The following is a 23,851-nucleotide window of genomic DNA, read 5'->3' as shown; positions in this document are numbered from 1 at the left end:
GGCCCGTATTTGGCACCCGCACTACGCTGGTCCCATGAGCCAGGATCCGCACTTTCCCGAGCCATTCCCAGAGCCCGTACCCGGGCATGTGCCCGGGGCGGATCCGGCGCCCTTCGCCATGTCCCTGGACGAGTTTGACGCGGCCGTGGACCATGCACTGGCAGCCATCCCGGCGGACCTGCGCCAGGCCATGGACAACGTGGTGGTGTTCGTCGAGGACCGCTACCTGCCCGGACCGGGCGAGGATCCTGACACGGTGCTGCTGGGGCTCTATGAGGGCACGCCGCTCACCGAGCGGGACTCGTGGTGGGGCGCCGGCTCGCTGCCGGACCGGATCACCATCTACCGCGGCGCCATCCTGGACATCTGTTCCAGCGCCGAGGAGGTGGTCGAGGAGGTCACCGTGACGGTGGTGCACGAGATCGCCCACCACTTTGGCATCAGCGACGACCGGCTCCACGAGCTGGGTTGGGACTGACGCCGGGCACCGGCATTCATGTTATTCATGTGAAAGGTGTGACGAATGTTGCCAAAGTGACATTTGCCGCCGTAGCCTCGGATTTGTTGTGGATTGCAACGGTCCGGCCTGTCCGGCGCACCCGTCCCCGGTTGGCAGGTGTGTGCTTTCCCAAACGGAACTCCAGTGAGGTCTCACACATGACGATGGTGCCGCGCCACGAATCTGGCACAGCTCCCCAGCCACAGCCTGCCAAGACGGCGTTCATGCGCCGTGCCGTGGCCGGCGGAACCACCGCCCTGGCCTGCGCGGCCCTGCTGTCCGGGGCCTTCATCGCTCCCGCCACAGCGGCCCAGCCGACCGGCCCGGAGTTCACCGTGCTGCCCTCCAGCCCCGGGATCCCTTCCGATGACGAGATCACCCAGGCCAAAGCCAGCGAGGATGCCACCGCCGCGGAGGCCGCCAAGCTGGAGGCCATCCTGGACGATGCGACCCGGAACCTGCAGGCGACCGTGGCGGACTCCATGCGTGCCAACGACAGCTATTCCAATGCCATCCTGACGGCCGAGAGCCGCAAGCTGGCGGCCGCTGCCGCCGCTGCCAAGGCCGATGCCGCCGACGCAAGCTACGGCAAGGCCAAGGCGCAGGTGGGCCAGCTGGCCGGAAACCTGTACAAGTCCGGCGGCATGAACCCCAGCGTCCAGACCGTCATGGGCGGCTCGGACGCCAAGGACGCCCTTTACCAGGCCTCCACCCTGATGGCCCTTAGCGAGACCCGCAGCCGAACCTATGCCTCGGCCGAGGCCGCCGCCTCGTCCTCGACCGCCCTGCGCGAGGCCGCTGCCGCCGCCCAGCAGGCCGCCGACGACGCCGCACGGGCCGCCGAGGACGCCAAGGCAAAGGCCCAGGCCTCGGCGGACGCCCAGAGCGCGGTGGTGGACTCAAACACCAAGCAGCGCGCCACGGTGGTGGCCAAGCTGGCCACCCTGCACAACACCACCGCCGAACTGGAGGACGCCCGCGTTTCGGCCCTGGAGGCCAAAAAGCAGGAGGACGCCCTCGCCGCCCAGATCGCGGCCTCGGCCACTGCGCCCAAGCCCACGCCGCCGGCGCAGGGCGGTTCTCCTGCCGGGCAGAACCCCGGCACCGGCGGCTCGAACCCCGGTGGCTCGAACTCGGGCGGGTCCAACTCCGGCGGCTCCGGCACGGGGACCGGGAACGGTGGCGGCACCGCCGTCGTGCCGCCCGCACCGAAGCCCGATCCGCCCGTCGCACCCCCGGTGGCGCCCCCCGTTGCCCCGCCGGTGGCACCTCCCGTGGTTCCTCCGGTGGCACCTCCCGTGGCGCAGCCTCCCGTCGTGACTCCTCCCCCGGCGTCGGGCGTGAACACGTCCGTGATGGTCAACTACGCCCTGTCCAAGGTGGGCGGACCCTACGTCTGGGCCGGCACCGGCCCCGTGGGCTTCGACTGTTCGGGCCTGGTCCAGCAGGCGTTCGCCGCGGCCGGCACCTGGGTTCCGCGCACGGGCACGGCCCAGTTCTGGAATGCTCCGCAACTGGTTCCGCTGTCCCAGTTGCGGTACGGCGACCTGCTGGTCTTCAACGACGACGGCACCGGCAACTTCTCCCATATTGCGATCTACATCGGCAACGGCAAGGTGGTCCAGGCGCTGAACGAGCATGACGGCATCGCTGTCACCCCGCTGGCCTGGATGAGCGGCATGAACCTCTACCCCATGGCCGCCCGCTACTGATCCCCGGCGGCTCCGTGGGCCCAAGCGGCTCACCGGCTGGCCAACGACGGCGGGGCCGGCACCACTGTGGTGCCGGCCCCGCCGTCGTTCGCATTGGCCCTAGGCCTGCAGCATGGGCCCGAAGGACTCCCTGTCCGCCAGGCGGGGATCCTCGGCGTCCCTGACCACCATGACGGGGCCCTTGGCGTGGTGCAGCACCCCATCGGTGGTGGACCCCAGCAGCATGCCGGCAAAGCCGCCGCGGCCGCGGGTGCCCAGCACCACCAGCTCCGAGGAGCGCGAGGCCTCGATCAGCACCTCCACCGGCGGGCCTTCCAGCAGCTGCACATCCACGGGCAGGTCGGGGAAGTGGCTGCGCAGCCAGGCCTGTCCGGCGTCGAGCTGGACGCCGATGTCCTTGAAGAGGGCCTCGCGGTCCAGCGGGGCCGGGATCCAGGCCAGCGAACCGGTGTAGGGCGGGATGGCGCAGATGACTCGCAGGGTCCGGCCGGAGCGTTGGGCCTGCTCGGCGGCCACCAGGACGGCCATGCGGGCGGTGGCGGACCCATCCACGCCCACCGTGACCACGTTCTCCACGGCGACGTCGGGGTGCTTGTCCCCGCGTTCCCGGCGGGCCGGTGCGGGTTGGCCCAGGCGCTCGGCGCAGCTGATGGGGATGGTGACGGTGGGGCATTTCGAGTGGGCCGGCAGGGCGCTGCTGACCGATCCCAACAGCCGGCCGACGAATCCGCCGCGGCCGCGGGAGCCGAAGACCAGCAGCTCGGCCGTCTCGCTCATCTCCAGCAGGACCCCGGCGGCGTCGCCGTTCTCCACGCGGGCATCAAGGTCGACGTTGTAGCCGGAGACCTTCGTGGCCGCCTCGTGCAGTACGGCCTCCGCGCCGTCGCGGATCACGTCGTCGTCCACAGTGGCGTAGCCGCCGTCCAGACCTGACGCGGCAAAGATGGGCACGCTGTACGCGGTCACCAGGTGCAGGGGTTTGTTGCGCCGCTCCGCCTCCCGGGCGGCCCAGACGAGGGCGCAGGTGCTCTGGTCCGAACCATCAATGCCCACCACTATGCCTGTGGGCGGCGGAATGGACGGGGGTGTTTCTGCCGGCGAATGGGCGGTTGGATCGCTCATGGTGCGCCTCCTAGGTCTGGACGCCGCAGCGGTGCGACAGCGGCTCCGGGGGCTGCCATGGCGCCCCCTACTGGTGACTATTGCCGGTTCGCTGCGGCCCGTCAAGGATGTTGCGGCGTGCCGTGGACACAATTCCAGCGGGTCCTCCTGCACTGGACCGGGCGGCCAAATCCGGCTGCGCCGGCGTGTCCGCAAACCCCGTGCGCGGCGCGCCCGGAGCGGCTCTATCCACAGCCCAAAAAGTTCTGTAGTGTTCGGGAAAGTGCGGATCCGTTAGGTGCAGTCACTGCGCTTCGCCGGACCGTTCCGTACGCCCCTGCCATCCGGCGTCCAGCCCTTCTGGGGGAGGGCTGCGCCGGCCACCGTTAGTTTTCCTCACCGTCCATGGAGGCATCAAAGAGATGACCGCGCCGTGCCCAGAGCGTAAAACCACAGGTCTCGGTTTACCGCTCGCTGCGGAGTCCTGCACAACCGTTGTGATTGGTTCCGGGTTCTCCGGCCTGGCCGTGGCCAGCGAACTCAGCCGCCAAGGCATCAACGCCATCGTGGTGGATGGATTGGACTTCCTCGGCCCCTCCGCGGCGCTGCGCCAGTCCTCCCACGGTGATCCCCGGGCGCTGGGCGAGCGGGCGGAGATCATGCGCCTGCTGCGCCGCTACGCCGACACGCACCAGCTGGATGTGCGCCCCAGCACCCGGGCCGTCCAGGTGAGCCGGCGCGACGGCGCGCCACAGCAGTGGGTGGTCCACACGGCCAACGGCGTGCTGCTGGCCCAGAACATTGTGCTGACCCGATGCGCCCAGACCCAGCTGCGCGCCCTGCTGCGCTCGCTGGGCATCAAGGTCGGCCGGGACATCCTGGCCGTGCTGCGTGCCTTGGGCATGTACCTGGTGGGCGTGGGCGACGCCGTGGTCCCCACGACGCGCGAAATCCTCAAGCAGGCCAAGCTGGTCAGCAAAGCCATCTCCGCCCAGGCCACACCCCCCGCCATCGCGTAGCGTCCGCTCGCCCCGCGAACCGGCACTTGTGGGCAGTGTGGAGGCGGCAGACCCACCACAACTGCCCCCTCGCGGCGGCGGTGTGTCAGTCCTCGGAGCCCAGGCGGCGCTTGGCGAAGAAGGCCAGCCCGGCCACCAGGCCCACCAGCACCACGATCATGGCGATGACGCTCCACGGGATGCCGTCGCTGCTGGCCGCCTGCGGTGCTGTCGCCTCGGTGCTCTTCACCAACGGGGCAGCGGTGCCTGCGGCCGCACCCGGGTTGGCGCCGGCCGTCGATCCGGCTGCGGCTCCCGCGCCGGCGGAGGAGCCAGCGTCGGCCGTGAAGGAAAACGTGCCCTCGATCGGGTGGCTGTCCGAGGACACCAGGCGCCATTGGACCGTGTACTTGCCGGCCGGGGCGCCGGAGCGCAGCTGCTCGATGGCCAGGTTGTCCACCACCTTCACCGCGCCCTGGGCCCAGTTGGTGCCGGCCTCGTCGAGAACCTTAATCTCCGAACCCAGCGCGCCCGGCGTATCGCTCATGGTCAGGGTGATCTGGTCCGGCACGACCGGCACCGACGAACCGTCCGCCGGCGAGGAGGATTCCAACGCGTCGTGGGCGGAGGCCGCGGTGGCCGCGCCAAACGACAGGCCCAGGGCCAGCACGGCGGCAAACAACGTCCGCACCACCGTGCGCTGGCGCCGGGGGCCGCGGCCTGCTGCGCCGGGCGCGGCGGTGCCGGACCCGGCGGGGCTGGTGGAGGGGACGCTGGCGGCGGGGATCATGGCACACCCATCTATGGATCAGTTGGACCGGTCAAATATCGGGTGGCCGCCGCGGCGGCCACCATTCCACGGTACGCCACAGCCCGCCGTGACCTTTCCCACTCGGGGGATCCTGCGCCGTCGAACGCCGTCTCGTTACCATAGGCAACCGATAGAATCGTGGACAAACACATCTTTTTCGCCAAGTGCTGGAGGGCGTTTCGTGGCTACTACCCTGTCCAACTTGTCTGCCATCGACAGATATTTCAAAATCACCGAGCGTGGGTCCAACTACTCCCGGGAAATCCGCGGCGGCTTCGCCACCTTCTTTGCCATGAGCTACATCGTGGTGCTGAACCCGCTGATCCTCTCGGGCGCCGACTCGTCCGGGGATATCCTGGGCCCCAACCGGGTGGCCGCCATGACAGCCTTCGTGGCCGGCGTCCTGACCATCCTGATGGGCGCCTGGGCCAAGCACCCGTTCGCCCTGGCCACCGGCCTGGGCGTGAACGCGTTTGTCGCCGTCACCGTGGCCAGCCACCCCGGCCTGACCTGGCCGGACATGATGGGCCTGGTGGTCCTCTCGGGCATCACCATGTTCATCCTGGTGCTCACCGGCTTCCGGACAGCCGTCTTCAAGGCCGTCCCCGCCGGGCTCAAGACCGCCATCGTGGTGGGCATCGGCCTCTTCATTGCCCTCATCGGACTGGTCAACGCCGGCTTCGTGCGGCGCATCCCCGACGTCGCCGGCACCACCGTCCCCGTGGGGCTGGGCGTCGACGGCAAGCTGCTGGGCTGGCCCACGCTGGTGTTCGTCGTCGGACTGGTGCTGACCCTCGCCCTGGTGATCCGCAAGGTCAAGGGTGCCATCCTGATCGGCATCATCGCCGCCACGGTGCTGGCCAACGTGCTGGAGGCCGTCTTCCACATTGGCCCCAGCTTTGACGGCAAGACCGCCAATCCCGAGGGCTGGTCCCTGGTGGTGCCGACCTTCAAGGAGCTCTCGCTGCCGGACCTGAGCCTCATCGGCCAGGTCAACCTGTTCGGCTCCTTCGCCCACCTGGGCATGCTGGCCGCCGTCCTGCTGGCGTTTTCCATCCTGCTGAGCATCTTCTTCGACGCCATGGGCACCATGGTGGGCCTGGCCAGCGAGGCCGGCACCATCGACAAGGACGGCAACATCCCCAACGTGGACCGGGTGCTGCTGGTGGATGCCTTTGGCGCCATCGCCGGTGGTGGCGCGTCAGTGTCCTCCAACCAGATCTTCGTGGAATCCGGCGCCGGCATCGGCGAGGGCGCCCGCACCGGCCTGGCCTCGGTGGTCACCGGCCTGCTGCTGATCGTGGCAATGTTCTTCACCCCGCTGATCTCGCTGGTGCCGTTCGAGGCCGTGGCCCCCGCCCTAGTGGTGGTCGGTTTTCTGATGGTCTCCCAGGTGGGCAGGATCGACTGGTCCGATTGGGGCATCGCGATCCCGGCCTTCCTGACGTTCACGCTGATGCCGTTCACCTACTCCATCGCCAACGGCCTGGGTGCCGGCTTCATCACCTTTGTGCTGATCCGCCTCTTCCAGGGCCGCGCCAGGGAAATCCACCCGCTGATGTGGGCCGTGGCCGCCGCGTTCCTGGTCTTCTTCGGCATCGGTCCGATCGAGCAGGTCTTCGGGATCAAGTAGCACCAACGTCTGGCATTCCAGACCGCCAAGCAGGCGTCCGGCTGGCAACGGCCGGGCGCCTGCTGTTGGCTTAAGGCATGGACTTTCCCGCAGTTGACGTAGACGCTCCCCCGCTGCCCTGGACCGGCCGGAACGACGGCGACGGCGCCGAGCACCGCCGCTGGTTCCAGGCCGTGAACGCCGGGACGTCCGGGGGGACCGGCGCTGGCCCCGCTTCCGGTTCCGCTTCTGCGTTCTCGGGGCGTCCGACGGCGTTGCTGGGCTTCTGCTCCGACGCCGGTGTGGCGCGCAACAAGGGCCGGGTGGGAGCCGCCGCCGCACCCGCCGCGATCCGCTCCGCCCTGGGTTCGCTGGCGTACCACTCCGCCCGCCCGGTGGCCGATGCCGGCGACATCGTGGTGGACGGGGATGCATTGGAGGACGGCCAGGAACGGGCCGGCCGTACCATCACCGCCCTGCTCGACGCCGGGGCCCTGACCTGCGTGCTGGGCGGTGGCCATGAGACGGCCTTTGCCAGCTACCTTGGCGTCGCGGGCTCCGCCGCCGTGCAGTCCGGCAAGCGGCTGGGCGTGCTCAACCTCGACGCGCACTTCGACCTGCGCGAGGCCGCCGTGCCAAGCTCCGGCACACCGTTCCTGCAGATGGCCCACGCCGAGGCCGCCACCGGGCGCGCGCTCAACTACGCCGTCGTCGGCATCAGCGAGCCCAACAATACCCGCGTGCTCTTCGACACCGCGCACCGGCTGGACGTGAAGTACCTGCTGGACGAGGATTGCTCCGCGGAGCGCACGGCCGAGTTTGTCGGCTCGTTCCTGGAAACCGTGGACGTGCTCTACCTGACGATCGACCTGGACGTGCTCCCCGCCGCAGCGGCCCCGGGCGTCAGCGCCCCGGCAGCCTACGGCGTGCCGCTGCCGGTGATCGCCGCCGTCTGCCGCCAGGTGGCCGAGAGCGGCAGACTGCTGCATCTGGATGTGGCCGAGCTGAACCCCGAGTTCGACATCGACAACCGCACGGCCAAGGTCGCCGCCCGCCTGCTCAACACCCTGCTGGCCTAGCCCCCGCAAGAAAGGGAAACGCGGGCCGCATGGACATCCGCGGGGTCTATGCCCCCGGCAAATGTCCACACGGCCCGCGTGGACCCACCAGCAGCGGCGGGCCACTGCGGTGCAACGACCTTAGACGGTGAAGCTGGCGTCGTCGGCCAGGTTGACGTCCTTCGTTTCCGGGCCCATGGTTGCCCCGATCCACACCAGCACACCGGCCAGGCAGATCAGCGACGCCACAGCGAACCGGTCGGGCATGATGTTGCCCAGCGCCTTGATGTAGAACTCATAGAAGGCGGGCAGAATGACGGCCAGGCTGTAGCCGACGCCGTAGCCGCTGGCGCGGATGCTGGAGGGGAACCGCTCGCTCAGGTAGGCGCCGACGGGGGCAAACACGCACAGGCTGCTGACCTGGACCAGCACCGCCAGCACCGCTGCCAGCGGGATGTTGGTCACGCCGACGGTCATTGCCAGTACATACATGACAGGCGCAACCACGATGATCAGGACGGCGTACCAGCGGTAAAAGGTCCGGCGCCCCACCTTCTGCGAAATGAAGCCGGCGGCAATGAAGCAGCCGGCGGTCACGAGCGGCGCAATGGACATGATCAGGCTGACCGTCTGGTCCGGAATGTGCGCATCCGCCTTGAGGCGGCCGGTCAGGACCGCATTGCTGAGGTTGCTGAGGATCCACATGCCCGTCATCAGGATGAAGATCTGGACCAGGCTGCGGCGGTGGACGCCGGCGAACAGTGCCTTGAAGGGGCTCTCCGACTTTTCCGCCGTTTCAAAGTCCGGGGTGTCGTGGACGTTGTTGCGGTAGTACAGGAACAGGCAGAACGCCAGGACGGCGCCGGCGACGAACGGGATCCGCCAGCCCCAGACGGCATAGGCCGATTCGGGCCCCGCGGCAGGCATGATCGAGAGCAGAACAAAGGTGATCAGGGCCAGCGTGACGTTGGCCACCGAGGCCATGGAGGTGATCATGCCGCTCAGCGGTCCGCGGCGCTCCTTGGGCGACCACTCCATTGCCAGCGGGATGGCGATGGAGTACTCGCCGCCGAGGAAGAACCCGCCGATGAAGCGCAGCGCGATCAGGGCAAACAGGCCGAAGTGGCCCATCGTCGCATAGCCCGGCAGCAGCGCCATCAGCAGCGTTGCCACGCCAAATCCACCGATGGCAATGAGCGTGGTCAACCGGCGGCCGGTCTTGTCGGCAAAATTGCCGAAGACGGCGGCCCCGAGCGGACGCGCCACCAGGGTGGAAATGAAGATGAGCGAGCTGAACAATGCCGCGGTCTCCGGCGACGTCCCGGCGCCGTTGAAGTAGCTCATTGCGGGGGCAAGGGTGATGATCGGCAGGAAGATGTCGAACTGGTCAACGTAATAGCCGAAGACGCCGCCGCGGAGCGCGCCGCGGCGCTGCTGGTCCAGGGACTTCTCGTTGGGGGCCATCGTCGACGGCGGAACTGTTGTCATGAGGGTGCTTTCGTGGGATTGCCCGGAACCGGGACGATGAATAGGTTACGCCTGGTCCAGGCGCATCAAGGTTGCTGCGAGCACCTGGACGCCGGAGCGCAGGTGGTTGATGTCGGTCCACTCCTCGGGGCAGTGGCTGCGGCCGCCGCGGGAGGGGACGAAGATCATGCCCATCGGGCCCAGATGGGCCATATGGGCGGCGTCGTGGCCGGCACCGCTGGGCACCGCGGCCCAGCTGAGCCCCAGCGAACCGGCCGCCGCGGCCACCGTGTCCTGCATGGACTGCGCTGCCGGAACCGGGTCCTGGTCGTTGAGCAGGTCAATGGCCACCTCGACGCCCCGCTTGGCGGCGTCGACGGCGATCTGGTCCGCAATCCGGCGCCGTGCCCCGCTGAGCCAGCTCGGGTCGATGCTGCGGATTTCCGCCCAAATGGTGGACGAATCGGGGACCACGTTGAACGCGCCCTGGCCGGTGGCGATCTTGCCGGTGGTGGTGACGCCGTGCACGGGTGCCCCGCAGCCGACGCGCTCCACGGTCAGGATGGCCTCGGCCGCCGCTATCAAGGCATCGGCCCGCTGGTCCATCGGGGTGGTGCCGGCGTGGTCCGCCCGCCCGGTGAAGACCGCCATCAGGCGTTCAATCCCGGCAATGGAGGTCACGACGCCGATTTCGGTGCCGGCGTTCTCCAGCATGGGGCCCTGCTCCACATGGAGTTCAATGTAGGACTTCACCGAGCTCGGCTTCCACGCCATCGAGACCGCGGCATGGGGGTCCAGGCCAAAGGCGGCCATCGTGTTTCCCATGGACACGCCGTCGCGGTTGGTCCGTTCCAGGTGGACGGGGTCCAGCACGCCGGCGATGGCGCGGGACCCGACGCAGCTGACGCCGAAATCGTTGGCCTCCTCGCCGAGGAAGTCCACCACCATCAGGTCGCTGGTGAGCTTGGTGCCCGATTCCTGCAGCGTCCGGGCCGCCTCGATGGCACCCATCACGCCCACAATGCCGTCGAAGCGGCCGCCGGAGTGGACGGTGTCGGTGTGCGACCCGGTGATGATGGCGGGCGCATTCGGGTCCTTGCCGGGCAGGCGCCCCACAATGTTGCCCGCAGCGTCAATGGATGTTTCCAGTCCGGCGCCGCGCATGCGCGCCAGCGTCCAGTCCCGGGAGGCCTTGTAGGGCTCGGAAAACACTTCCCTGGACCAGCCGGGGCTGCCATCGTCCACGATGGACGAGAGCTCCATGATGTCTGCCCACATGCGCTCCGCGTCGGGGCTCAAGGTGGCGAGATCTGGTTCTGTCATGATTCTTTCCAATTCTGTAGTTCTGCCGGATCATCTCAAGCAGCTTCCCCTGCGTCTTCCCCCTTCGGGGGGGGTGCCAAACGCGGCTACCAGCCTTCTTCTGTCATCCAGGCGCCGCTGCCGGCATCGGAGTCCAGTGCGGTGCTGAGTTCGGCGGCGGCCTCGCGCACCATGCCCACAACGTCGTCGAGACGCTGGCCGGACAACGAACTTTGCCGCCCCGCCACGGTGAGCGCACAAATGCAGTGGCCGTGCCGGAACACCGGGGCCGCCACCGCCACCATGAAGGGGTCAACCTCCCCCTCGCTGACGGCGTATCCGTGGGAACGGATGGCCGGCAGGATCTGCCCCAGCCGCTCCGCCGTCGGCGTCAGGGCCGTGAACCGGCGCAGCGAACCGCCGCGCACCGAGGCAATCACCTCGGTCGGCGCGTAGGCCAGCAGCGCCGTCGCACTGGCCCCGGCATAGAGCGGGCGCACCGACCCCCGGTAGAAGGACAGCGTGTCGCTCCGCCGGGCCGGCAGCCGCTCCAGGCAGAGGGCCGCGGCCTGGACCCGGACGGTGAGGATGACCGTCTCGCCGCTGCTTTCCCGCAGCCTGGCCATCACGGGCCCGGCCATTTCCACGAGGTGCTGCTTCTGCGATTGCTCGTCCCGGCTTGAGATCATCAGCCCCGGCGAGTACACCCCGTCGATTTCAAAGAGGAAGTTGGAGTCCTTGAACAGCTTCACGTAGCGGTAGGCCGTTGAGGTGGGCATGCCCAGCGCCGCGGCAATCTGGTCCACCCGCATCGGGCCGTTCCGATTCATCAGGGAGAGCATTTCCAAACCCCGCTGCAGCGACGTCAGGCTCATCGGAACCCCTTCCCTATCCGGCTGCCCCGCGGGTCAGACCGAGGCACCGACGACGACGCCCCGGCCAAGCTCTCCGAGCAGCTCACTGCCATTCCACACGACGGTACCGCGCGAGATGGTCATGGTCACCCGGCCGCTGGTGGTCATTCCCTGGTAGGGCGTCCATCCGGCGTTCGAGTACATGTCGGCGGCGTCGATGTCCCAGCCGGAGGCCGGGTCGAAGACTGCAAAATCGGCGTCGTAGCCGACGGCGATGCGGCCCTTGGTGCCGGCCAGGCCGAAGCGTTCGGCCGGCGTTTCCGTCAGGCTGCGCACGGCGGCGCTGAAATCGTCAGTGCCGCGGCCCAGGGCTGCCGACAGGGTGACGGCCATGGAGGTCTGGACGCCCGGGGCGCCGGAGTGGTTGGCGAAGATGCCTTCGTGGTCCTTGTACTCCGTCGGCCACGGCGCGTGGTCGGAGGAGACGACGTCGATGGCGCCGGAGGCGATCCGCTCCCACATGCCCTCGCGGTCCGCGCCCTTGCGCAGCGGCGGATTGATCTTCAGCCGCCCCTTCTGCGCATCGTGGTCGTCCTCGGTGAAGGTCAGGTAGTGCGGGCAGGTCTCCAGCGTGACGTCCAGGCCCTGGGACTTGTACCACTGGACCAGATCCACGGACCGCGGCAGGCTCAGGTGGCACAGGTGCAGCTTGGCCTTCTGCTCGTAGGCGATCTCCAGGGCGGTCAGCACCCCCATGGTCTCGCTGACCGGCGGGCGGCTGCGCACGTGGGCCTTCGGATCGAACGGGTTCAGTTCGCGTTCGGCGGCCAGCATGGCCTGGACAATCTCGTTGTTCTCCGCGTGCACGGCCACCGTCCGGCCGGCACCGGCGGTGGCGGCCATGACATTGCGCAGCTCGGCGTCGGTGATCCGCGGGAAGCGGTTGGCATCGGTGTCGAAGAGGGACACCTTGAAGCCCACGGCGCCGGCCTGCGCCAGGGCCTCGGCGGAGCGCCAGCCCCCGTCGGGGGCCAGCGTGCCCAGCAGGGCGACGTCGACAAACGCCTCGCTCTCGGCCAGCTCGCGCTTGACGGCGAAACGGTCCGTCGAGTTGATCGGACCCGTGAGGTCAAAGGGCATCTCGACGATGGTGGTGACACCGCCGGCGGCGGCCGAACGGGTGGAGGCGGCAATGCCCTCGCCCGGGTGGGACAGCGAGTGGACGTGCGCGTCGACCATTCCGGGCAGCAGGTAGGCGTCGGCGGTGTCGATCCGGCGCTTGGCGGGAACGGCTTCCCCGGCTGGCTCGGTGATTGCCGTGATGCGGCCGCCTGCCACGTGGACGTCCCTGCGGACCCAGTCCCGGTCCTGAAGGACCAGACCGGTGACGACCAAATCGATGTGTGAATCATTCATGCATTCAGGATGATCCAGACCACATGCGAGTGAGAATGCGATTCCCGCAGATTGAGAATCGGTCCGGCGGTTGAGCCCGCCGAAACCCGCCGCGCCCGGGTCTCGGCTCCGCTCGACCACCGCCGGATCCGGTGATCGACCGAGGCCGCTTGCGGCCGCGCGGAGATCCTGGCGACCGCGCACCCGGGTCTCGCTCCCCACCCGCTCCCTAACCTCGCTGCGCTCGGCCAGGGCACCCTGCGGGCGTGGGCCCAGGCTCGACCAGCGGTCCCGGTGGTTGAGCGGAGCTCGCTGGTCGAGCGGGGGCCCACGGCCGCGAGGGGCCCGCAGCGAGCTTGCGAGCTGTGGGAGCGACTGGGGACCGAGACCTCCCGCGGGACGACATCGCCGGCCGGGGACGCGCAACTGCATCCATGACGCCGCTTCCCGCCTGAGACAAGACCACTACTGCATCCTGAACGGGATTCGACGTCGGTGCCAGGGGACACGCCCGTCGTGCCAGGTTTCGGCTGCGCTCAACCAGCGGGTGCGCCTAGCTGAGGACTCCAACGGCGGATTCGGCGGCGGCGCGGATGGCGCCGGAGGCCACCAGGCGGTCGGCTTCTTCCAGCTCAGGAGAGAGGAAGCGGTCGGTGCCCGGACCCTGCACCGAGGCGCGCAGCACCGCGATGACGGCGGCGCCGGCCGGCCCGGGGGCCAGGACGCCGTCGGAGAGGGCGCAACGAATGTCGATGGCACGGGATGCCGTGACCAGCTCGATGGCCAGCACCCGGCGCAGGTTCTCCACGGAGCGGCGCAGCTTGCGGGCCGCGTGCCAGCCCATGGAGACGTGGTCCTCCTGCATGGCGGAGCTCGGGATGGAATCCACCGATGCCGGTACGGCCAGCCGCTTGGAGTCCGAGACCAGCCCGGCCTGGGTGTACTGGGCAATCATCAGGCCGGAGTCGACGCCGGGGTCCCCGGCCAGGAAGGCGGGCAGGCCGTGGCTGCGGGCCGGGTCCAACATGCGGTCGGTGCGGCGCTCGGCGATGGAGGCGACGTCGGCGGCCACGATGGCCAGGAAGTCCAGCACGTAGGCCACCGGGGCGCCGTGGAAGTTGCCGTTGGAGCTGACCCGGCCGTCGGGCAGCACCACCGGGTTGTCGATGGAGGCCGCGAGCTCGCGGGTGGCCACGAGGTAGGCGTGGTCCAGGGTGTCGCGGGCGGCGCCGGCCACCTGCGGGGCGCAGCGCAGCGAGTAGGCGTCCTGGACGCGGGAATCGCCCTCGCGGTGCGAGGCCACGATGGGCGAGTTGGCGAGCACGCGCAGCATGTTGTCGGCGCTGGCGGCCTGGCCCGGGTGCGGGCGCAGGGTGGCATGCAGCTCGGGCAGGAACACCTGGTCCGTGCCGAGCAGTCCCTCAACGCTCAGCGCGGCGGTGATGTCCGCCGTCGTGAAGAGCTCGCGCAGGTCGGCAATGGCCATCAGCAGCATGCCCAGCATGCCGTCGGTGCCGTTGACCAGCGCCAGCCCCTCCTTCTCGGCGAGGGTGATGGGCTCGATGCCGGCGGAGGCCAGCAGCTCGGACACGGGCCGGCCGGCGCCACCAAAAAGCGTGCCGTCGGGGCCGGTGGCCTCGCCCTCGCCGATCAGCACCAGCGCGCAGTGCGAGAGCGGGGCCAGATCGCCCGAGCAGCCCAGCGAGCCAAACTCGCGCACCACCGGGGTGATGCCGGCGTTGAGGACGTCCACCATGGTCTGCACGACGACGGGGCGCACGCCGGTGCGGCCGCTGGCGAGGGTCTTGGCGCGCAGGAACATCAGGGCGCGGACCACTTCGGGCTCCACGGCCGGGCCCATGCCGGCGGCGTGGCTGCGGATCAGCGACTTCTGCAGCTGGGTGCGCAGGTCGGTGGGGATGTGCCGGTTGGCCAGGGCGCCGAAGCCGGTGGAGATGCCGTAGGCCGGGGTGTCGGAGACGGCCAGCTCGTCGATGTGGGCGCGCACCTTGGCCACGGTGGCCAGCGCCTCCTCGCTCAGGACGACCTGGGCGCCGTGGCGGGCGACAGCGATGACGTCCTCGGCCGTGGTGCCCGAGGAGGAGAGGGTGACGGTGCGCATGGCGGATCCTGTCCGTGGAGATGGAACTGTTGTGGAGAAACTTTGTGGGGCGGAAGCCCCCTGTAACCACTAAAGCCCGTCCGGGGCCTTCCCCACAGCCCCTGGCGGGCCATGCTGTCCGGTATTTCAGACAGTGTCAGACGGCCCGGTCAACACGCCCGTAGAGCCGCACCGAGAGGTCGGTGGCGGCCTTCTGCACACGCTGCGCCAGCACCGGCCACTGCTCGGCCGGCGTCTTCTCGGCCAGGAAGGTCACGGCCACGGCCGCCGTCGGCCAGCCCAGGTGGTCCCGCACCGGGGCGGCCACCGAGCCAAAGCCGGGGGTGATCTCGCCGTTCTCGGTGGCGTAGCCGCGCTGGCGCACCTGGTCCAGATGGGAGGAGAGCGTGGAGTACTTCAGGATGGGCGCCGGCGTCTCGGCCAGCGAGGTGAAGGCCGCGGCATTGGGGTAGAGCGCGCGCACCTGTGATTTGGGCAGCGCGGCCAGGATGGCGCGGCCGCTGGCGGTCAGGTGGCTGGGCAGCCGGACGCCGACGTCGGTCACCAGCGAGGGGCGGTTCTTGGCACGCTCCTCGACGATGTAGAGGACGTCGCGGCCGTGCAGCACAGCCAGATGGGCGCTTTCGCCGATGCCGTCCACCAGTGCTGCCAGCAGCGGCCGGCCCAGCCGGGAGAGCGGCTCCTGGCGCGAATAGGCGCTGCTGAGCTCAAAGGCGGACAGGCCCAGGCCATAGCGCTGCTCCTCGGCCAGGTGCAGCACAAAGCCGTTCTCCTCCATCACGGCCAGCAGGTGGTAGACGCTCGAGCGCGGCAGCTCCAGCGCGGTGGCGATGGTGGAGGCCGCCAGCGGGCCGCGCTTGGAGGCCAGCAGCTTGAGGATCCGCAGCGTGTTTTCGGCGGCGGGGACCTTGGACGCCCCCTTGGCGGTGCTGGTCACTTCGTTGCCTCCCATAACCGGCCGCGGCCGTCACGACATGGATTTAGTCTCCAACCCTTGCCTATCCAGGGCGGCCGGGGTAGCGGTTTCAGCATACTCCTGTCTGGAATTACAGACACGATATTCTGGAGGGAGAATCCGGAATCTAAGACAGCCCTGCCCTGTGACGCCCATCACCGGCAGCGCCGGCATGGTGGGCTTGTTCCTACCAGCACTACACATGGGTAAGGAACGCAATGCAGACCGCTGCCAAGGCACTCAACCGTGGGCTCAACGTCCGCCACATCCGCTTCATGGCCCTCGGCTCGGCCATTGGGACAGGGCTCTTCTACGGCTCCGCCTCCGCCATCCAGATGGCCGGCCCCGCCGTCCTGCTGGCCTACATCATCGGCGGCGCTGCCGTGTTCGTGGTGATGCGGGCGCTAGGCGAAATGGCCGTCCGCCACCCCGTCTCGGGATCCTTCGGCCAATACGCCAGCCGCTACCTCGGCCCGATGGCGGGCTTCGTCACCGGCTGGACCTACGTTTTTGAAATGGCCATCGTGGCCATCGCCGACGTCACGGCCTTCAGCATCTACATGGGCTTCTGGTTCCCCGAGGTGCCCCGCTGGATCTGGGTGCTGGCCATCATCTTCTTCCTGGCGGCGCTGAACCTGCTCAGCGTCAGGGTATTCGGCGAGCTGGAGTTCTGGTTCTCGCTGATCAAGGTCAGCGCCATCATCGCCATGATCGGCGGCGGCGTGGCCGTGCTGGTGTTCGGCTTCTCCATCGGCGGCGCCGAGGCCACCTCCGGGCTGGGCAATCTGGTGGACCACGGCGGCTTCCTGCCCCATGGTTTTGGCGGGCTGCTGGCGGCCTTCGCCGTCGTCATGTTTGCCTTTGGCGGCATCGAAACCATCGGCGTCACAGCGGGCGAGGCCGCCAACCCCGGCACGGTGATCCCGAAGGCCGTCAACACGGTTCCGGTCCGCGTGCTGCTGTTCTACGTGCTGACCCTGGGCGTGCTCATGAGCCTGTCCCCGTGGACCCAGATCACCGGGGAGACCAGCCCGTTCGTGCAGATCTTCAGCACGCTCGGCATCCCCGCCGCCGCCCACATCCTCAACGCCGTCGTCATCACCGCGGCCCTGTCCGCCGTCAACAGCGACATCTTCGGCGCCGGGCGCATCCTCTTCGGCCTCGCCCAGCAGGGCCACGCCCCGGCCGTCTTCGGGCGGATTTCCCGGACCGGGGTGCCCTGGATGACGGTGGTGATGATGACAGGCATCCTGCTGGTGGGCGTGGTGCTCAACGCGGTCATCCCGGAGAACATCTTCCTCATCATCGCCTCGATCGCCACCTTCGCCACCATCTGGGTCTGGGTGATGATCCTGGCCGCCCACGTGGCCATGAAGCGCGAGATCGCCCGGAAGGGACTGGCGCCGTCGGCGTTCCCCATCCCGCTCTGGCCCGCGGCCTCCATCCTCACCATCGCGTTCATGGCACTGGTGATTGTGGTCCTGGGCATGGATCCTGACACCAGCGTGGCCCTGTGGGTGGGCGGCGCCTGGCTGGTGCTGCTGCTGGTGGCCTTCAAGCTCTGGGTGCGCGGGGACGGCCTGCGCCGTGCCGTGCTGGCCGATGAGAGCGTCCCGGCCGCCCTGGCAAAGACCGGCGGCGGCGGCGCGGTTGGCGCCCCCGTCTCAGCCGGCGTCGGCGTCCAGCAGTAGCGGCGAGTTCGCCGCGAATTGGCGCACCTTCGCGTCGTCCCAGAGCTGGGCGGGCATCGCCCCGCCCAGCAGGGTGCGCGGCAGCGCGGGGTCCTGCCCCAGCGGGGCATCGGAGCCGGCAATGATGATGTTGCCGTAGCGGCGGCCCTTGAGCATCGGCGGATCGGCAATGATGGCGGTGTGCGGGAAGGCCGCGGCAATGGTGGCGGCCTCCCGGCGCGCGGTGGCCAGCGCCGGCGCGTCCCCGCAGTTGACCGCGTAGACCCCGCCCGGGGCCAGCACGCGGCGCACCTGGGCGGTGAACTCCGCCGTCGTGAGGGCCAGCGGCGTCAGCGGTCCGGCGAAGACGTCGCGGATGACCAGATCCCGGCTGTCCTCCGTCAGCGTTTCGGTGACGGCGCGGGCCTCCCCCACCCGGATCTTCAGCAGCGGCGCCCGGGGCAGGTCGAACCAGCCGCGCACATAGTCCGCCAGCTTGCCGTCGATCTCCACCACCACATTGCGCGACGCCGGGTAGCGGGCCACCATGTAGCGGGCCATGGAGCAGGCGGCGCCGCCGAGGTGGAGTGAACGCACCTTGGCACTGGCGGGCCACTGGCTCTCCACCAGGGCCAGGATCCAGCGCATGTATTCAAAATCCAGCCGGAGCGGATCGGCCAGGTCAACGTGCGAGCTCTGCACCCCGTTGAGCTTGAGCAGCCAGCCCGTGGGGTTGTCGCCGTCGCGGACGAGCTCGGCCGTGCCGGTATCGATCGTGTAGGTTCCGGCCACCGGTCCGTTGGCCGGCACTCCGGCCTCCTCGACGACGGCGTCCTTGGACGCCCGCTGCCGGCCCATCAGGCGCACGTCCCTGGGGAAGCGGGCACGGCGGAACCTGGGCGGCGGAACGGTGTCATGCTTTCAGGCTACGCCAGAGCGCTGCCCCCGGTGGTTGAGCGACGCCCGCGGCGGTTGAGCGCAGCCGAAACCCGGCCTAGGTGACCAGCGCCAGGGCGAAGCCGTCCCAGCCCTTGGCGCCCACGGTCTGGATGGCCGTGGCCTCCAACCGCGGATGGCTGCCGATGAACTCCAACGAGGCGCGGATGGCGGCGGCGTCGTCGGCGGGATCGGCCAGCGACTTCTCATGGATGATGCGGCCATCCCACACCACGTTGTCCAGCACGATCAGCGTGCCCGGGCGGCCCAGTTTGATGGCCCATTCAAGGTAATGGGTGTTGTTCACCTTGTCGGCGTCGATGAACACCAGGTCGAACGGTGCGCCACCGGCCAGCAGCGGCAGCGTGTCCATCGCCGGCCCCACGCGGATGTCGACATCGGAGCCCAGCCGCGCGCCGTCAATGTTTTTGCGGGCGACGGCAGCGTGCTCGGGCGAGTATTCGCACGTCACCAGGGTGCCGCCGTCGGCCATGCCGCGGGCCAGCCAGATGGTGCTGAAACCGGCCAGCGTGCCGATCTCCAGGATGCGCCGTGCACCGGAGATCCTGGCCAGGAGCATCAGGAGTTTGCCGGCTGTCGGGGCCACCTCGATGGCCGGCATGCCTGCTGCGGCGGCCGTGGAGACGGCGGCCTGCAGGGCCGCGTCGGGCTTGGCCAGCGTCTGGGCCAAGAACCGCTCCACACCAATCCAGCCCGGTTCCGCGGGGTGATCGCTCATGCGCCCCAGCGTAGCGCACGAGGGCCCCCAGCGGAGCGAATCGAGGATGCGGAGGGCTGTCCTGCCTCATCCAAAGTGGACCAATCCCACTACACATGAACCATCGGAACGTGATTCGCTAAAGCCCGAGCACCTTCATATCTTGTCTCGTATAGGGTCGCGGGGCGGGCTTTTTGCGGGCGGGTCATACGGGAATCGGACGTCTGCGGATACGCGGCGATCGCGATCCGGAGAATTTAGGGTGTCGCTTGTGCCGCTTGTGGACCGTCTTACGGAACCCCGTGATTATTTCGGCTTCGTACTTGTCCATGACAGGATCCGTCTTGTGAACAACATCATTTTGACTGGGCAGCTGATATGCCAAGGTGACGATGAGATTGCGGTCGTTACGGAGTCTCTACCTCGGCATATTGAATTGACGCGTGCTGAACCAGGGTGCATTTCTTTCGAGGTGAATCAAACTGGCGATCCATGGGTATGGGATGTCTCCGAATGTTTCCAGGACGCTCGCTCCTTTGAGCTCCACCAAGCGCGAGTTAAGGCCAGCGAGTGGGGCCGCGCGACGGCTGGCATCGAGCGAAGCTACTCCGTGTCGGGCCTGTAGGGCCGGAGCTCCCACGAAATGAGCTGCATACGCGAAGGCTGCGTTTCCGGCAGTGCCCGACGTGGTTTCTTTTCCGGTATTTCGCTGCGGTCGTTACCAGTGCTCGTTTCGAGGCCCAACCACTCGTAACCCGAATGTGAACTCCGACCCGTCCGCGTCTGCCCGTTGAGGGTTCCCCAAACGGGACGGTCAAGGCGGCAAGCGCGCAACATTCGGTCTTGCTCGAATCGGGGCTTTTCGTGTTTCAACTTAGCTGAGACAAGACAAGGGCTCTGCGCGGCAGGCCCGACTTGGCCGGACACGCCAGAGCCGTCCGGGCGAAAGCCGGCCGCTACGGAACGAGGATGATCTTTCCGGTCGTGTGGCCGTCCATCAGCAGCCGGTGCGCCGCGGCCGCCTGGGCCAGCGGGAAGGTCTGCTGCACGTGGACGGTGAGCGTGCCCTTCTCGGCCAGCCGGACCAGCTCCAGCCGGGCCGCTTGGCGGAGGGCGGCGCCGTTGTCCGCGCCGGGTGCACCGCCAAGCACCTTGATGCCGGCCCCAAATCCGCGGCTGAACCCGGCAATCGTGGCAATCCGGTCCCGGTCCGCCACCAGTTCCAGCGACACGTCCAAGGCCTCGTCGGTGCCCACCAGGTCCAGTGCGGCATCCACGCCACCGGGTGCGGCGGCCCGCACGCGGTCCGCCAGCCCGGGCCCGTAGGCCACCGGAACGGCGCCCAGCTCCGCCAGCAGTGCGTGGTGTCCCGGGCTGGCCGTGGCGACCACCGTGGCGCCGCGTCCGGCCGCCAACTGGACGGCCATGATGCCCACGCCGCCAGCGCCGCCGTGGATGAGCACCGTGTCCCCCGGCCCGACGGCGGCGGCCGCGAGGGCATGGGTGGCCGTGACGCCGGTGAGCATCAGCCCGGCGGCCTGGTTCCAGCCCAGTGTGGCGGGTTTGGGCACCAGCGCATGCGCAGGCACCAGCAGTTCCGCGGCGTAGGCCCCCGGTGCGCGGAACGCAATCACCTCGTCGCCCACGGAGATGGGTCCGTTCGGCCCAACAGCCTCCGGTCCGACGGCGGTGACGGTGCCCGCGGCCTCGGAGCCGATCCGCATCGGCAGCCGTGCATCGTCGCGTCCGTAGGCGCCGCTGTACATCTTGTAATCGACGGGATTCGTCCCGATGGCATGGACCTTGACCAGGGCCTCGCCCGGACCTGGCGCGCCCAGGGTTTCGTCCAAAACCGACAATGGGTCAGGGCCACCGAAGGCGGTGGCTGCCACGTAGCTGCTCATACCCGCAACAACCATGGACGGGGTGCCGCTATTCCGTGCCGGGCCCGCCCTCGGGGTGGTTACGCGGACCACTTTCGGGGCGGTCCCCGGGCGTGCCCGACTGCGTCGGAATGCCGCCCGACGGCGGGTATGGCTGGCCATACCCGCCGGGCTGCAGCTGGCCATACGGCGGCTGCGGAGCCGCGGGCGGCTGGTAGTAGCCCTGCGGTTGGCCGTGCGGCTGGGCGTAACCCTGCGGGTAGCCCTGGTAGGCGCGGGCCGGGTCAACGTAGCTCGGGCCCAGGTACCGCGCCTGGCCAAAGGACAGCATGGACGCAAAGACCCACGGCAGGAACAGCAGCCCCACGGTGTAGGCGGGATCCTTGCCGAAGGACCTCGAGACATTGTTCAGCGACAAGATGGTCCAGTAGATGCCCGCGTAGGGGATGATCTGCAGCCAGAAGTTGGACTCCGGGCGGCCACCGATCTTCACCAGAACCCAGCTGTTGTAGAACGGCACCAAGCCGACCCACCACGGGTACCCTGCCTTCGTGTAGACGCCCATCCAGGCGATGGCGCCGCCAACATAGAAGGCAGCGACCAGCAGCAGTTCAAGCATCACGATGAAGAGGACAAAGGCCACGAAGCCCGCCGAGTTGCCGGCGGAGCTGTAGCGGCCGTGGCCGGCGCCGGCCAGGGACAGGGCGGAGAGGGATGCGAGCATGGCTTCAACTTAGGCGATGCCGACGGGCTCTCCACGGAGGCACATCCAATACGGGCCCGGTGGACGACGGCGCCATGGCCTAACGTAGATGGTGCCGCCACCCGGCGCCGCCCCGTGAACCGCCAGGAGCACCCCATGATTATTGCCTTTTCCGTCGCCCCGTCCGGAACCCCCACAGACGCACCCGCCGGCACCGGCGACGCCGCCAGCGTGCACAACGCCGTCGCCGCGGCGGTCAAGGTGGTCCGCGATTCCGGGCTGCCCAACCACACCGGCTCCATGTTCACCGAGATCGAGGGCGAGTGGGACGAGGTCATGGACGTGGTCAAGCGCGCCACCGAGGCCGTGGGCCGCTACGGCAGCCGCGTCTCCCTGGTGCTGAAGGCCGACATCCGCCCCGGCTTCACCGGCGAGCTCACCGGCAAGGTCGAGCGCCTCGAAACCGCCCTCGACGCCAACGGCTGAGCCGCACCGGCGGGTGGCCCGTCAGGCGAGCCCGGCGTCGTCCGCCGACAGGCAGAACTCCATCAGCCCGGCTCCGATGTCCTGGACGTTCTGATGGAACTCCGTGAGTGTCGGGTAGAAGTTGGTGGGATAGCCGAACTCCATCGTGAACCCATAGGCTTTGTTCGTCCCGGGATTGGCACTGAAACGGCTGTACGCGTAGTCGTCGCTGGCTCCGGCGGTGGCATAGAGCCCAAAGGCCTGCAGTCCCTTGTACTGCCGCCCTCCCACTGTGTGCATGGCGCCCGCCACGCGCCCGGCGACGCCGCGGACCCGGCCATAGTCCTGCTCTTCTATCCATTCCTGGTAGGCGTCCGCACCCGCGGCGCCCCGCTTGCCATCCCAGGCCGGATTGCGGAACGTCCGGCCCGGGTCTGACACCTGGTTGTTGTCATCGCCCCAGTTGTAGAGGATTTCACCGGCTGCGGAGTGGATGTCCATGTACCACCGCACCCGCGGAAACTGGTCAAAGACCCACGCCACGTTGCGGGTCTCTGCTTCGGAGAACGGGCCCTGGCCATGGAATGTCTCATCCACGGGGTTGTCGGAAGCCAGCGAGGTGGCGGCCGCCACGGCAGGGTCAAAATGGAGGCGGTAGTCCCAGAGGAAGTCATAGTTGCGGTTGATGTCGACGCCGACCGTTGGCTCGACCCCGGGCGTTGCGCTGGCAGGGTTGCGGTTCTTGCGCCACAGGCTGTCGGTTTGCTGGTCCCAGCGCACCCCGTCGGGATTCACCAGCGGAAAGAAAACAATTCCCGTGTTCAAGGCCCGGATGACATCCGCATGGGTGTAGCTTTTGGCCCCGTAGACCAAACCGGTGGAATGCTTCCGTGCATGCAGCAGGTCAGAGATGAAATAGATCAGACTGTCAGGTCCACCCCGTTCACGCGCGTGCACACCGGCAGTCAGGTACAGATGGTACAGCCCCACATCGATGCCGCCGATGCTGCCCCCTTGGCTGACCTTACCTTCCGCGGTTGCGTTCGGCAGGCCGAAGGTGGAGATCCCGTATTCGTTGGCCAGAGCGTCCATCGCGGATCCGATCTCGCCAACGTTCATGATGGGGCCAAGATCCCCGCTGCCTCCCCTGGGCCGGGATCCGAGACCCTGTGGTGGCGTCCGTCCGCCGTCGAATCTATCGCCCCGGCCAATAGTTGCCTCGCCCGTCCGGTCATCGCTGATCGCATCGAAGACAACCTCGAAGTCGAAGCGTTCCTTACCCAGCTCTGCCAGTTGCCGCCGCGACACCAGAGCCGGCGTGGAGTACCCGCCGTCGACCTCGATGGCCTTCGGCCGGCAGCCAAAGTCGAAGGAATGTGTCCTGACCAGCTCCCGCAGCGTTTCCCTGTCCGGCGCATGGATTGTTATTGCAACCGTCTTTGCGTCGTCGTTCTCGTTTTTGCTCATTGCCAAGCCCCCTCGCTCGACGAGGATTCCACGCGATGCGGCGCGCCCCCCGAATGGCACAAGCATGACTGTGCCGTCCACGGGAGTCCATAGCTGGAGCAAAGGGCCGCCTCCCCAGCGCGG

General features: G+C 68.5%; 20 protein-coding genes. 7 read left to right on the top strand and 13 right to left on the bottom strand.

Annotated elements, in window-relative coordinates; genetic code table 11:
- Window positions 1-34: 34 nt before the first annotated feature.
- The gene (locus tag ACQCSX_RS15560; protein ID WP_427016179.1) at window positions 35-478 is read left to right on the top strand and encodes a metallopeptidase family protein; all 444 of its coding nucleotides are present in this window, start codon (window positions 35-37) and stop codon (window positions 476-478) included.
- 179 nt (window positions 479-657) lie between these two features.
- A complete protein-coding gene (locus ACQCSX_RS15555; protein ID WP_427016178.1) occupies window positions 658-2,211 on the top strand; it encodes a C40 family peptidase in 1,554 nt (517 codons plus the stop codon).
- 99 nt (window positions 2,212-2,310) lie between these two features.
- Here ACQCSX_RS15555 and ACQCSX_RS15550 read toward each other — a convergent pair whose 3' ends face one another.
- Window positions 2,311-3,333, bottom strand: a complete 1,023-nt coding sequence (locus tag ACQCSX_RS15550; RefSeq protein ID WP_427016177.1) for a universal stress protein — start codon at window positions 3,331-3,333, stop codon at window positions 2,311-2,313.
- Window positions 3,334-3,809: 476 nt separating this feature from the next.
- Between ACQCSX_RS15550 and ACQCSX_RS15545 the strand changes: the two genes are divergently transcribed.
- Complete coding sequence (locus ACQCSX_RS15545; protein WP_427016176.1) at window positions 3,810-4,331, top strand: FAD-binding protein; 522 nt, start codon at window positions 3,810-3,812, stop codon at window positions 4,329-4,331.
- An 85-nt stretch (window positions 4,332-4,416) separates the two neighbouring features.
- On the opposite strand, the gene ACQCSX_RS15540 is transcribed toward ACQCSX_RS15545, so the two are convergent.
- Window positions 4,417-5,100, bottom strand: coding sequence for a copper resistance CopC family protein (locus tag ACQCSX_RS15540; RefSeq protein WP_427016175.1), 684 nt, complete (start codon window positions 5,098-5,100; stop codon window positions 4,417-4,419).
- A gap of 202 nt (window positions 5,101-5,302) precedes the next feature.
- Between ACQCSX_RS15540 and ACQCSX_RS15535 the strand changes: the two genes are divergently transcribed.
- Window positions 5,303-6,754 carry an NCS2 family permease gene (locus tag ACQCSX_RS15535; protein ID WP_427016174.1) on the top strand — a complete coding sequence of 484 codons (1,452 nt, stop codon included), beginning with the start codon at window positions 5,303-5,305 and terminating at the stop codon, window positions 6,752-6,754.
- A 77-nt stretch (window positions 6,755-6,831) separates the two neighbouring features.
- A complete protein-coding gene (gene hutG, locus ACQCSX_RS15530) occupies window positions 6,832-7,812 on the top strand; it encodes a formimidoylglutamase (RefSeq protein WP_427016173.1) in 981 nt (326 codons plus the stop codon).
- Window positions 7,813-7,932: 120 nt separating this feature from the next.
- Here the strand turns inward: hutG and ACQCSX_RS15525 are convergent, their stop codons facing one another.
- From ACQCSX_RS15525 to ACQCSX_RS15500, 6 genes are all read right to left on the bottom strand, one after another.
- Window positions 7,933-9,279 carry an MFS transporter gene (locus ACQCSX_RS15525; RefSeq protein ID WP_427016172.1) on the bottom strand — a complete coding sequence of 449 codons (1,347 nt, stop codon included), beginning with the start codon at window positions 9,277-9,279 and terminating at the stop codon, window positions 7,933-7,935.
- Window positions 9,280-9,324: 45 nt separating this feature from the next.
- Window positions 9,325-10,581, bottom strand: coding sequence for a M20 family metallo-hydrolase (locus ACQCSX_RS15520; protein WP_427016171.1), 1,257 nt, complete (start codon window positions 10,579-10,581; stop codon window positions 9,325-9,327).
- 86 nt (window positions 10,582-10,667) lie between these two features.
- Window positions 10,668-11,435 carry an IclR family transcriptional regulator gene (locus tag ACQCSX_RS15515; protein WP_427016170.1) on the bottom strand — a complete coding sequence of 256 codons (768 nt, stop codon included), beginning with the start codon at window positions 11,433-11,435 and terminating at the stop codon, window positions 10,668-10,670.
- A gap of 33 nt (window positions 11,436-11,468) precedes the next feature.
- Complete coding sequence (locus ACQCSX_RS15510) at window positions 11,469-12,830, bottom strand: dihydroorotase (RefSeq protein ID WP_427016169.1); 1,362 nt, start codon at window positions 12,828-12,830, stop codon at window positions 11,469-11,471.
- A gap of 532 nt (window positions 12,831-13,362) precedes the next feature.
- Window positions 13,363-14,931 carry a histidine ammonia-lyase gene (gene hutH, locus ACQCSX_RS15505; RefSeq protein WP_427016168.1) on the bottom strand — a complete coding sequence of 523 codons (1,569 nt, stop codon included), beginning with the start codon at window positions 14,929-14,931 and terminating at the stop codon, window positions 13,363-13,365.
- A gap of 136 nt (window positions 14,932-15,067) precedes the next feature.
- The gene (locus ACQCSX_RS15500) at window positions 15,068-15,868 is read right to left on the bottom strand and encodes an IclR family transcriptional regulator (RefSeq protein ID WP_427016167.1); all 801 of its coding nucleotides are present in this window, start codon (window positions 15,866-15,868) and stop codon (window positions 15,068-15,070) included.
- A 236-nt stretch (window positions 15,869-16,104) separates the two neighbouring features.
- On the opposite strand from ACQCSX_RS15500, the gene ACQCSX_RS15495 reads away from it, so the two are divergent.
- The gene (locus ACQCSX_RS15495; RefSeq protein ID WP_427016166.1) at window positions 16,105-17,577 is read left to right on the top strand and encodes an amino acid permease; all 1,473 of its coding nucleotides are present in this window, start codon (window positions 16,105-16,107) and stop codon (window positions 17,575-17,577) included.
- Here ACQCSX_RS15495 and ACQCSX_RS15490 read toward each other — a convergent pair.
- The 4 genes from ACQCSX_RS15490 to ACQCSX_RS15475 form a co-directional block, all read right to left on the bottom strand.
- Complete coding sequence (locus tag ACQCSX_RS15490) at window positions 17,551-18,414, bottom strand: spermidine synthase (protein ID WP_427016165.1); 864 nt, start codon at window positions 18,412-18,414, stop codon at window positions 17,551-17,553. The two genes, ACQCSX_RS15495 and ACQCSX_RS15490, sit on opposite strands and share 27 nt — an antisense overlap.
- Window positions 18,415-18,550: 136 nt before the next feature.
- Complete coding sequence (locus ACQCSX_RS15485; RefSeq protein ID WP_427016164.1) at window positions 18,551-19,231, bottom strand: O-methyltransferase; 681 nt, start codon at window positions 19,229-19,231, stop codon at window positions 18,551-18,553.
- Window positions 19,232-20,166: 935 nt separating this feature from the next.
- Window positions 20,167-21,114, bottom strand: coding sequence for a quinone oxidoreductase family protein (locus tag ACQCSX_RS15480; RefSeq protein ID WP_427016163.1), 948 nt, complete (start codon window positions 21,112-21,114; stop codon window positions 20,167-20,169).
- Window positions 21,115-21,142: 28 nt separating this feature from the next.
- On the bottom strand, window positions 21,143-21,817 hold the full coding sequence (locus ACQCSX_RS15475; protein ID WP_427016162.1) for a DUF5684 domain-containing protein: 675 nt from the start codon (window positions 21,815-21,817) through the stop codon (window positions 21,143-21,145).
- Between the two features lie 135 nt (window positions 21,818-21,952).
- Between ACQCSX_RS15475 and ACQCSX_RS15470 the strand changes: the two genes are divergently transcribed.
- Complete coding sequence (locus ACQCSX_RS15470; protein WP_427016161.1) at window positions 21,953-22,282, top strand: thiamine-binding protein; 330 nt, start codon at window positions 21,953-21,955, stop codon at window positions 22,280-22,282.
- A 21-nt stretch (window positions 22,283-22,303) separates the two neighbouring features.
- Here ACQCSX_RS15470 and ACQCSX_RS15465 read toward each other — a convergent pair whose 3' ends face one another.
- A complete protein-coding gene (locus tag ACQCSX_RS15465) occupies window positions 22,304-23,728 on the bottom strand; it encodes a M14 family metallopeptidase (RefSeq protein ID WP_427016160.1) in 1,425 nt (474 codons plus the stop codon).
- Window positions 23,729-23,851: the final 123 nt, after the last annotated feature.

This window comes from Pseudarthrobacter sp. P1, from assembly GCF_050156935.1.
GTDB lineage: Bacteria > Actinomycetota > Actinomycetes > Actinomycetales > Micrococcaceae > Specibacter.
The sequence above is the reverse complement of the archived record's forward strand: the minus strand, read 5'-3'. Positions and strand labels throughout refer to the sequence as shown.

Bases quoted from the DNA above. Each gene is read 5' to 3' on its own strand.
- ACQCSX_RS15510 (WP_427016169.1), bottom strand. From the start codon at position 12,830: ATGAATGATTCACACATCGATTTGGTCGTCACCGGTCTGGTCCTTCAG.
- ACQCSX_RS15480 (WP_427016163.1), bottom strand. From the start codon at position 21,114: ATGAGCAGCTACGTGGCAGCCACCGCCTTCGGTGGCCCTGACCCATTG.
- ACQCSX_RS15520 (WP_427016171.1), bottom strand. From the start codon at position 10,581: ATGACAGAACCAGATCTCGCCACCTTGAGCCCCGACGCGGAGCGCATG.
- ACQCSX_RS15540 (WP_427016175.1), bottom strand. From the start codon at position 5,100: ATGATCCCCGCCGCCAGCGTCCCCTCCACCAGCCCCGCCGGGTCCGGC.
- ACQCSX_RS15475 (WP_427016162.1), bottom strand. From the start codon at position 21,817: ATGCTCGCATCCCTCTCCGCCCTGTCCCTGGCCGGCGCCGGCCACGGC.
- ACQCSX_RS15515 (WP_427016170.1), bottom strand. From the start codon at position 11,435: ATGAGCCTGACGTCGCTGCAGCGGGGTTTGGAAATGCTCTCCCTGATG.
- ACQCSX_RS15550 (WP_427016177.1), bottom strand. From the start codon at position 3,333: ATGAGCGATCCAACCGCCCATTCGCCGGCAGAAACACCCCCGTCCATT.
- ACQCSX_RS15525 (WP_427016172.1), bottom strand. From the start codon at position 9,279: ATGACAACAGTTCCGCCGTCGACGATGGCCCCCAACGAGAAGTCCCTG.
- ACQCSX_RS15495 (WP_427016166.1), top strand. From the start codon at position 16,105: ATGCAGACCGCTGCCAAGGCACTCAACCGTGGGCTCAACGTCCGCCAC.
- ACQCSX_RS15560 (WP_427016179.1), top strand. From the start codon at position 35: ATGAGCCAGGATCCGCACTTTCCCGAGCCATTCCCAGAGCCCGTACCC.
- ACQCSX_RS15465 (WP_427016160.1), bottom strand. From the start codon at position 23,728: ATGAGCAAAAACGAGAACGACGACGCAAAGACGGTTGCAATAACAATC.
- hutG (WP_427016173.1), top strand. From the start codon at position 6,832: ATGGACTTTCCCGCAGTTGACGTAGACGCTCCCCCGCTGCCCTGGACC.
- hutH (WP_427016168.1), bottom strand. From the start codon at position 14,931: ATGCGCACCGTCACCCTCTCCTCCTCGGGCACCACGGCCGAGGACGTC.
- ACQCSX_RS15485 (WP_427016164.1), bottom strand. From the start codon at position 19,231: ATGAGCGATCACCCCGCGGAACCGGGCTGGATTGGTGTGGAGCGGTTC.
- ACQCSX_RS15490 (WP_427016165.1), bottom strand. From the start codon at position 18,414: ATGGGCCGGCAGCGGGCGTCCAAGGACGCCGTCGTCGAGGAGGCCGGA.
- ACQCSX_RS15555 (WP_427016178.1), top strand. From the start codon at position 658: ATGACGATGGTGCCGCGCCACGAATCTGGCACAGCTCCCCAGCCACAG.
- ACQCSX_RS15470 (WP_427016161.1), top strand. From the start codon at position 21,953: ATGATTATTGCCTTTTCCGTCGCCCCGTCCGGAACCCCCACAGACGCA.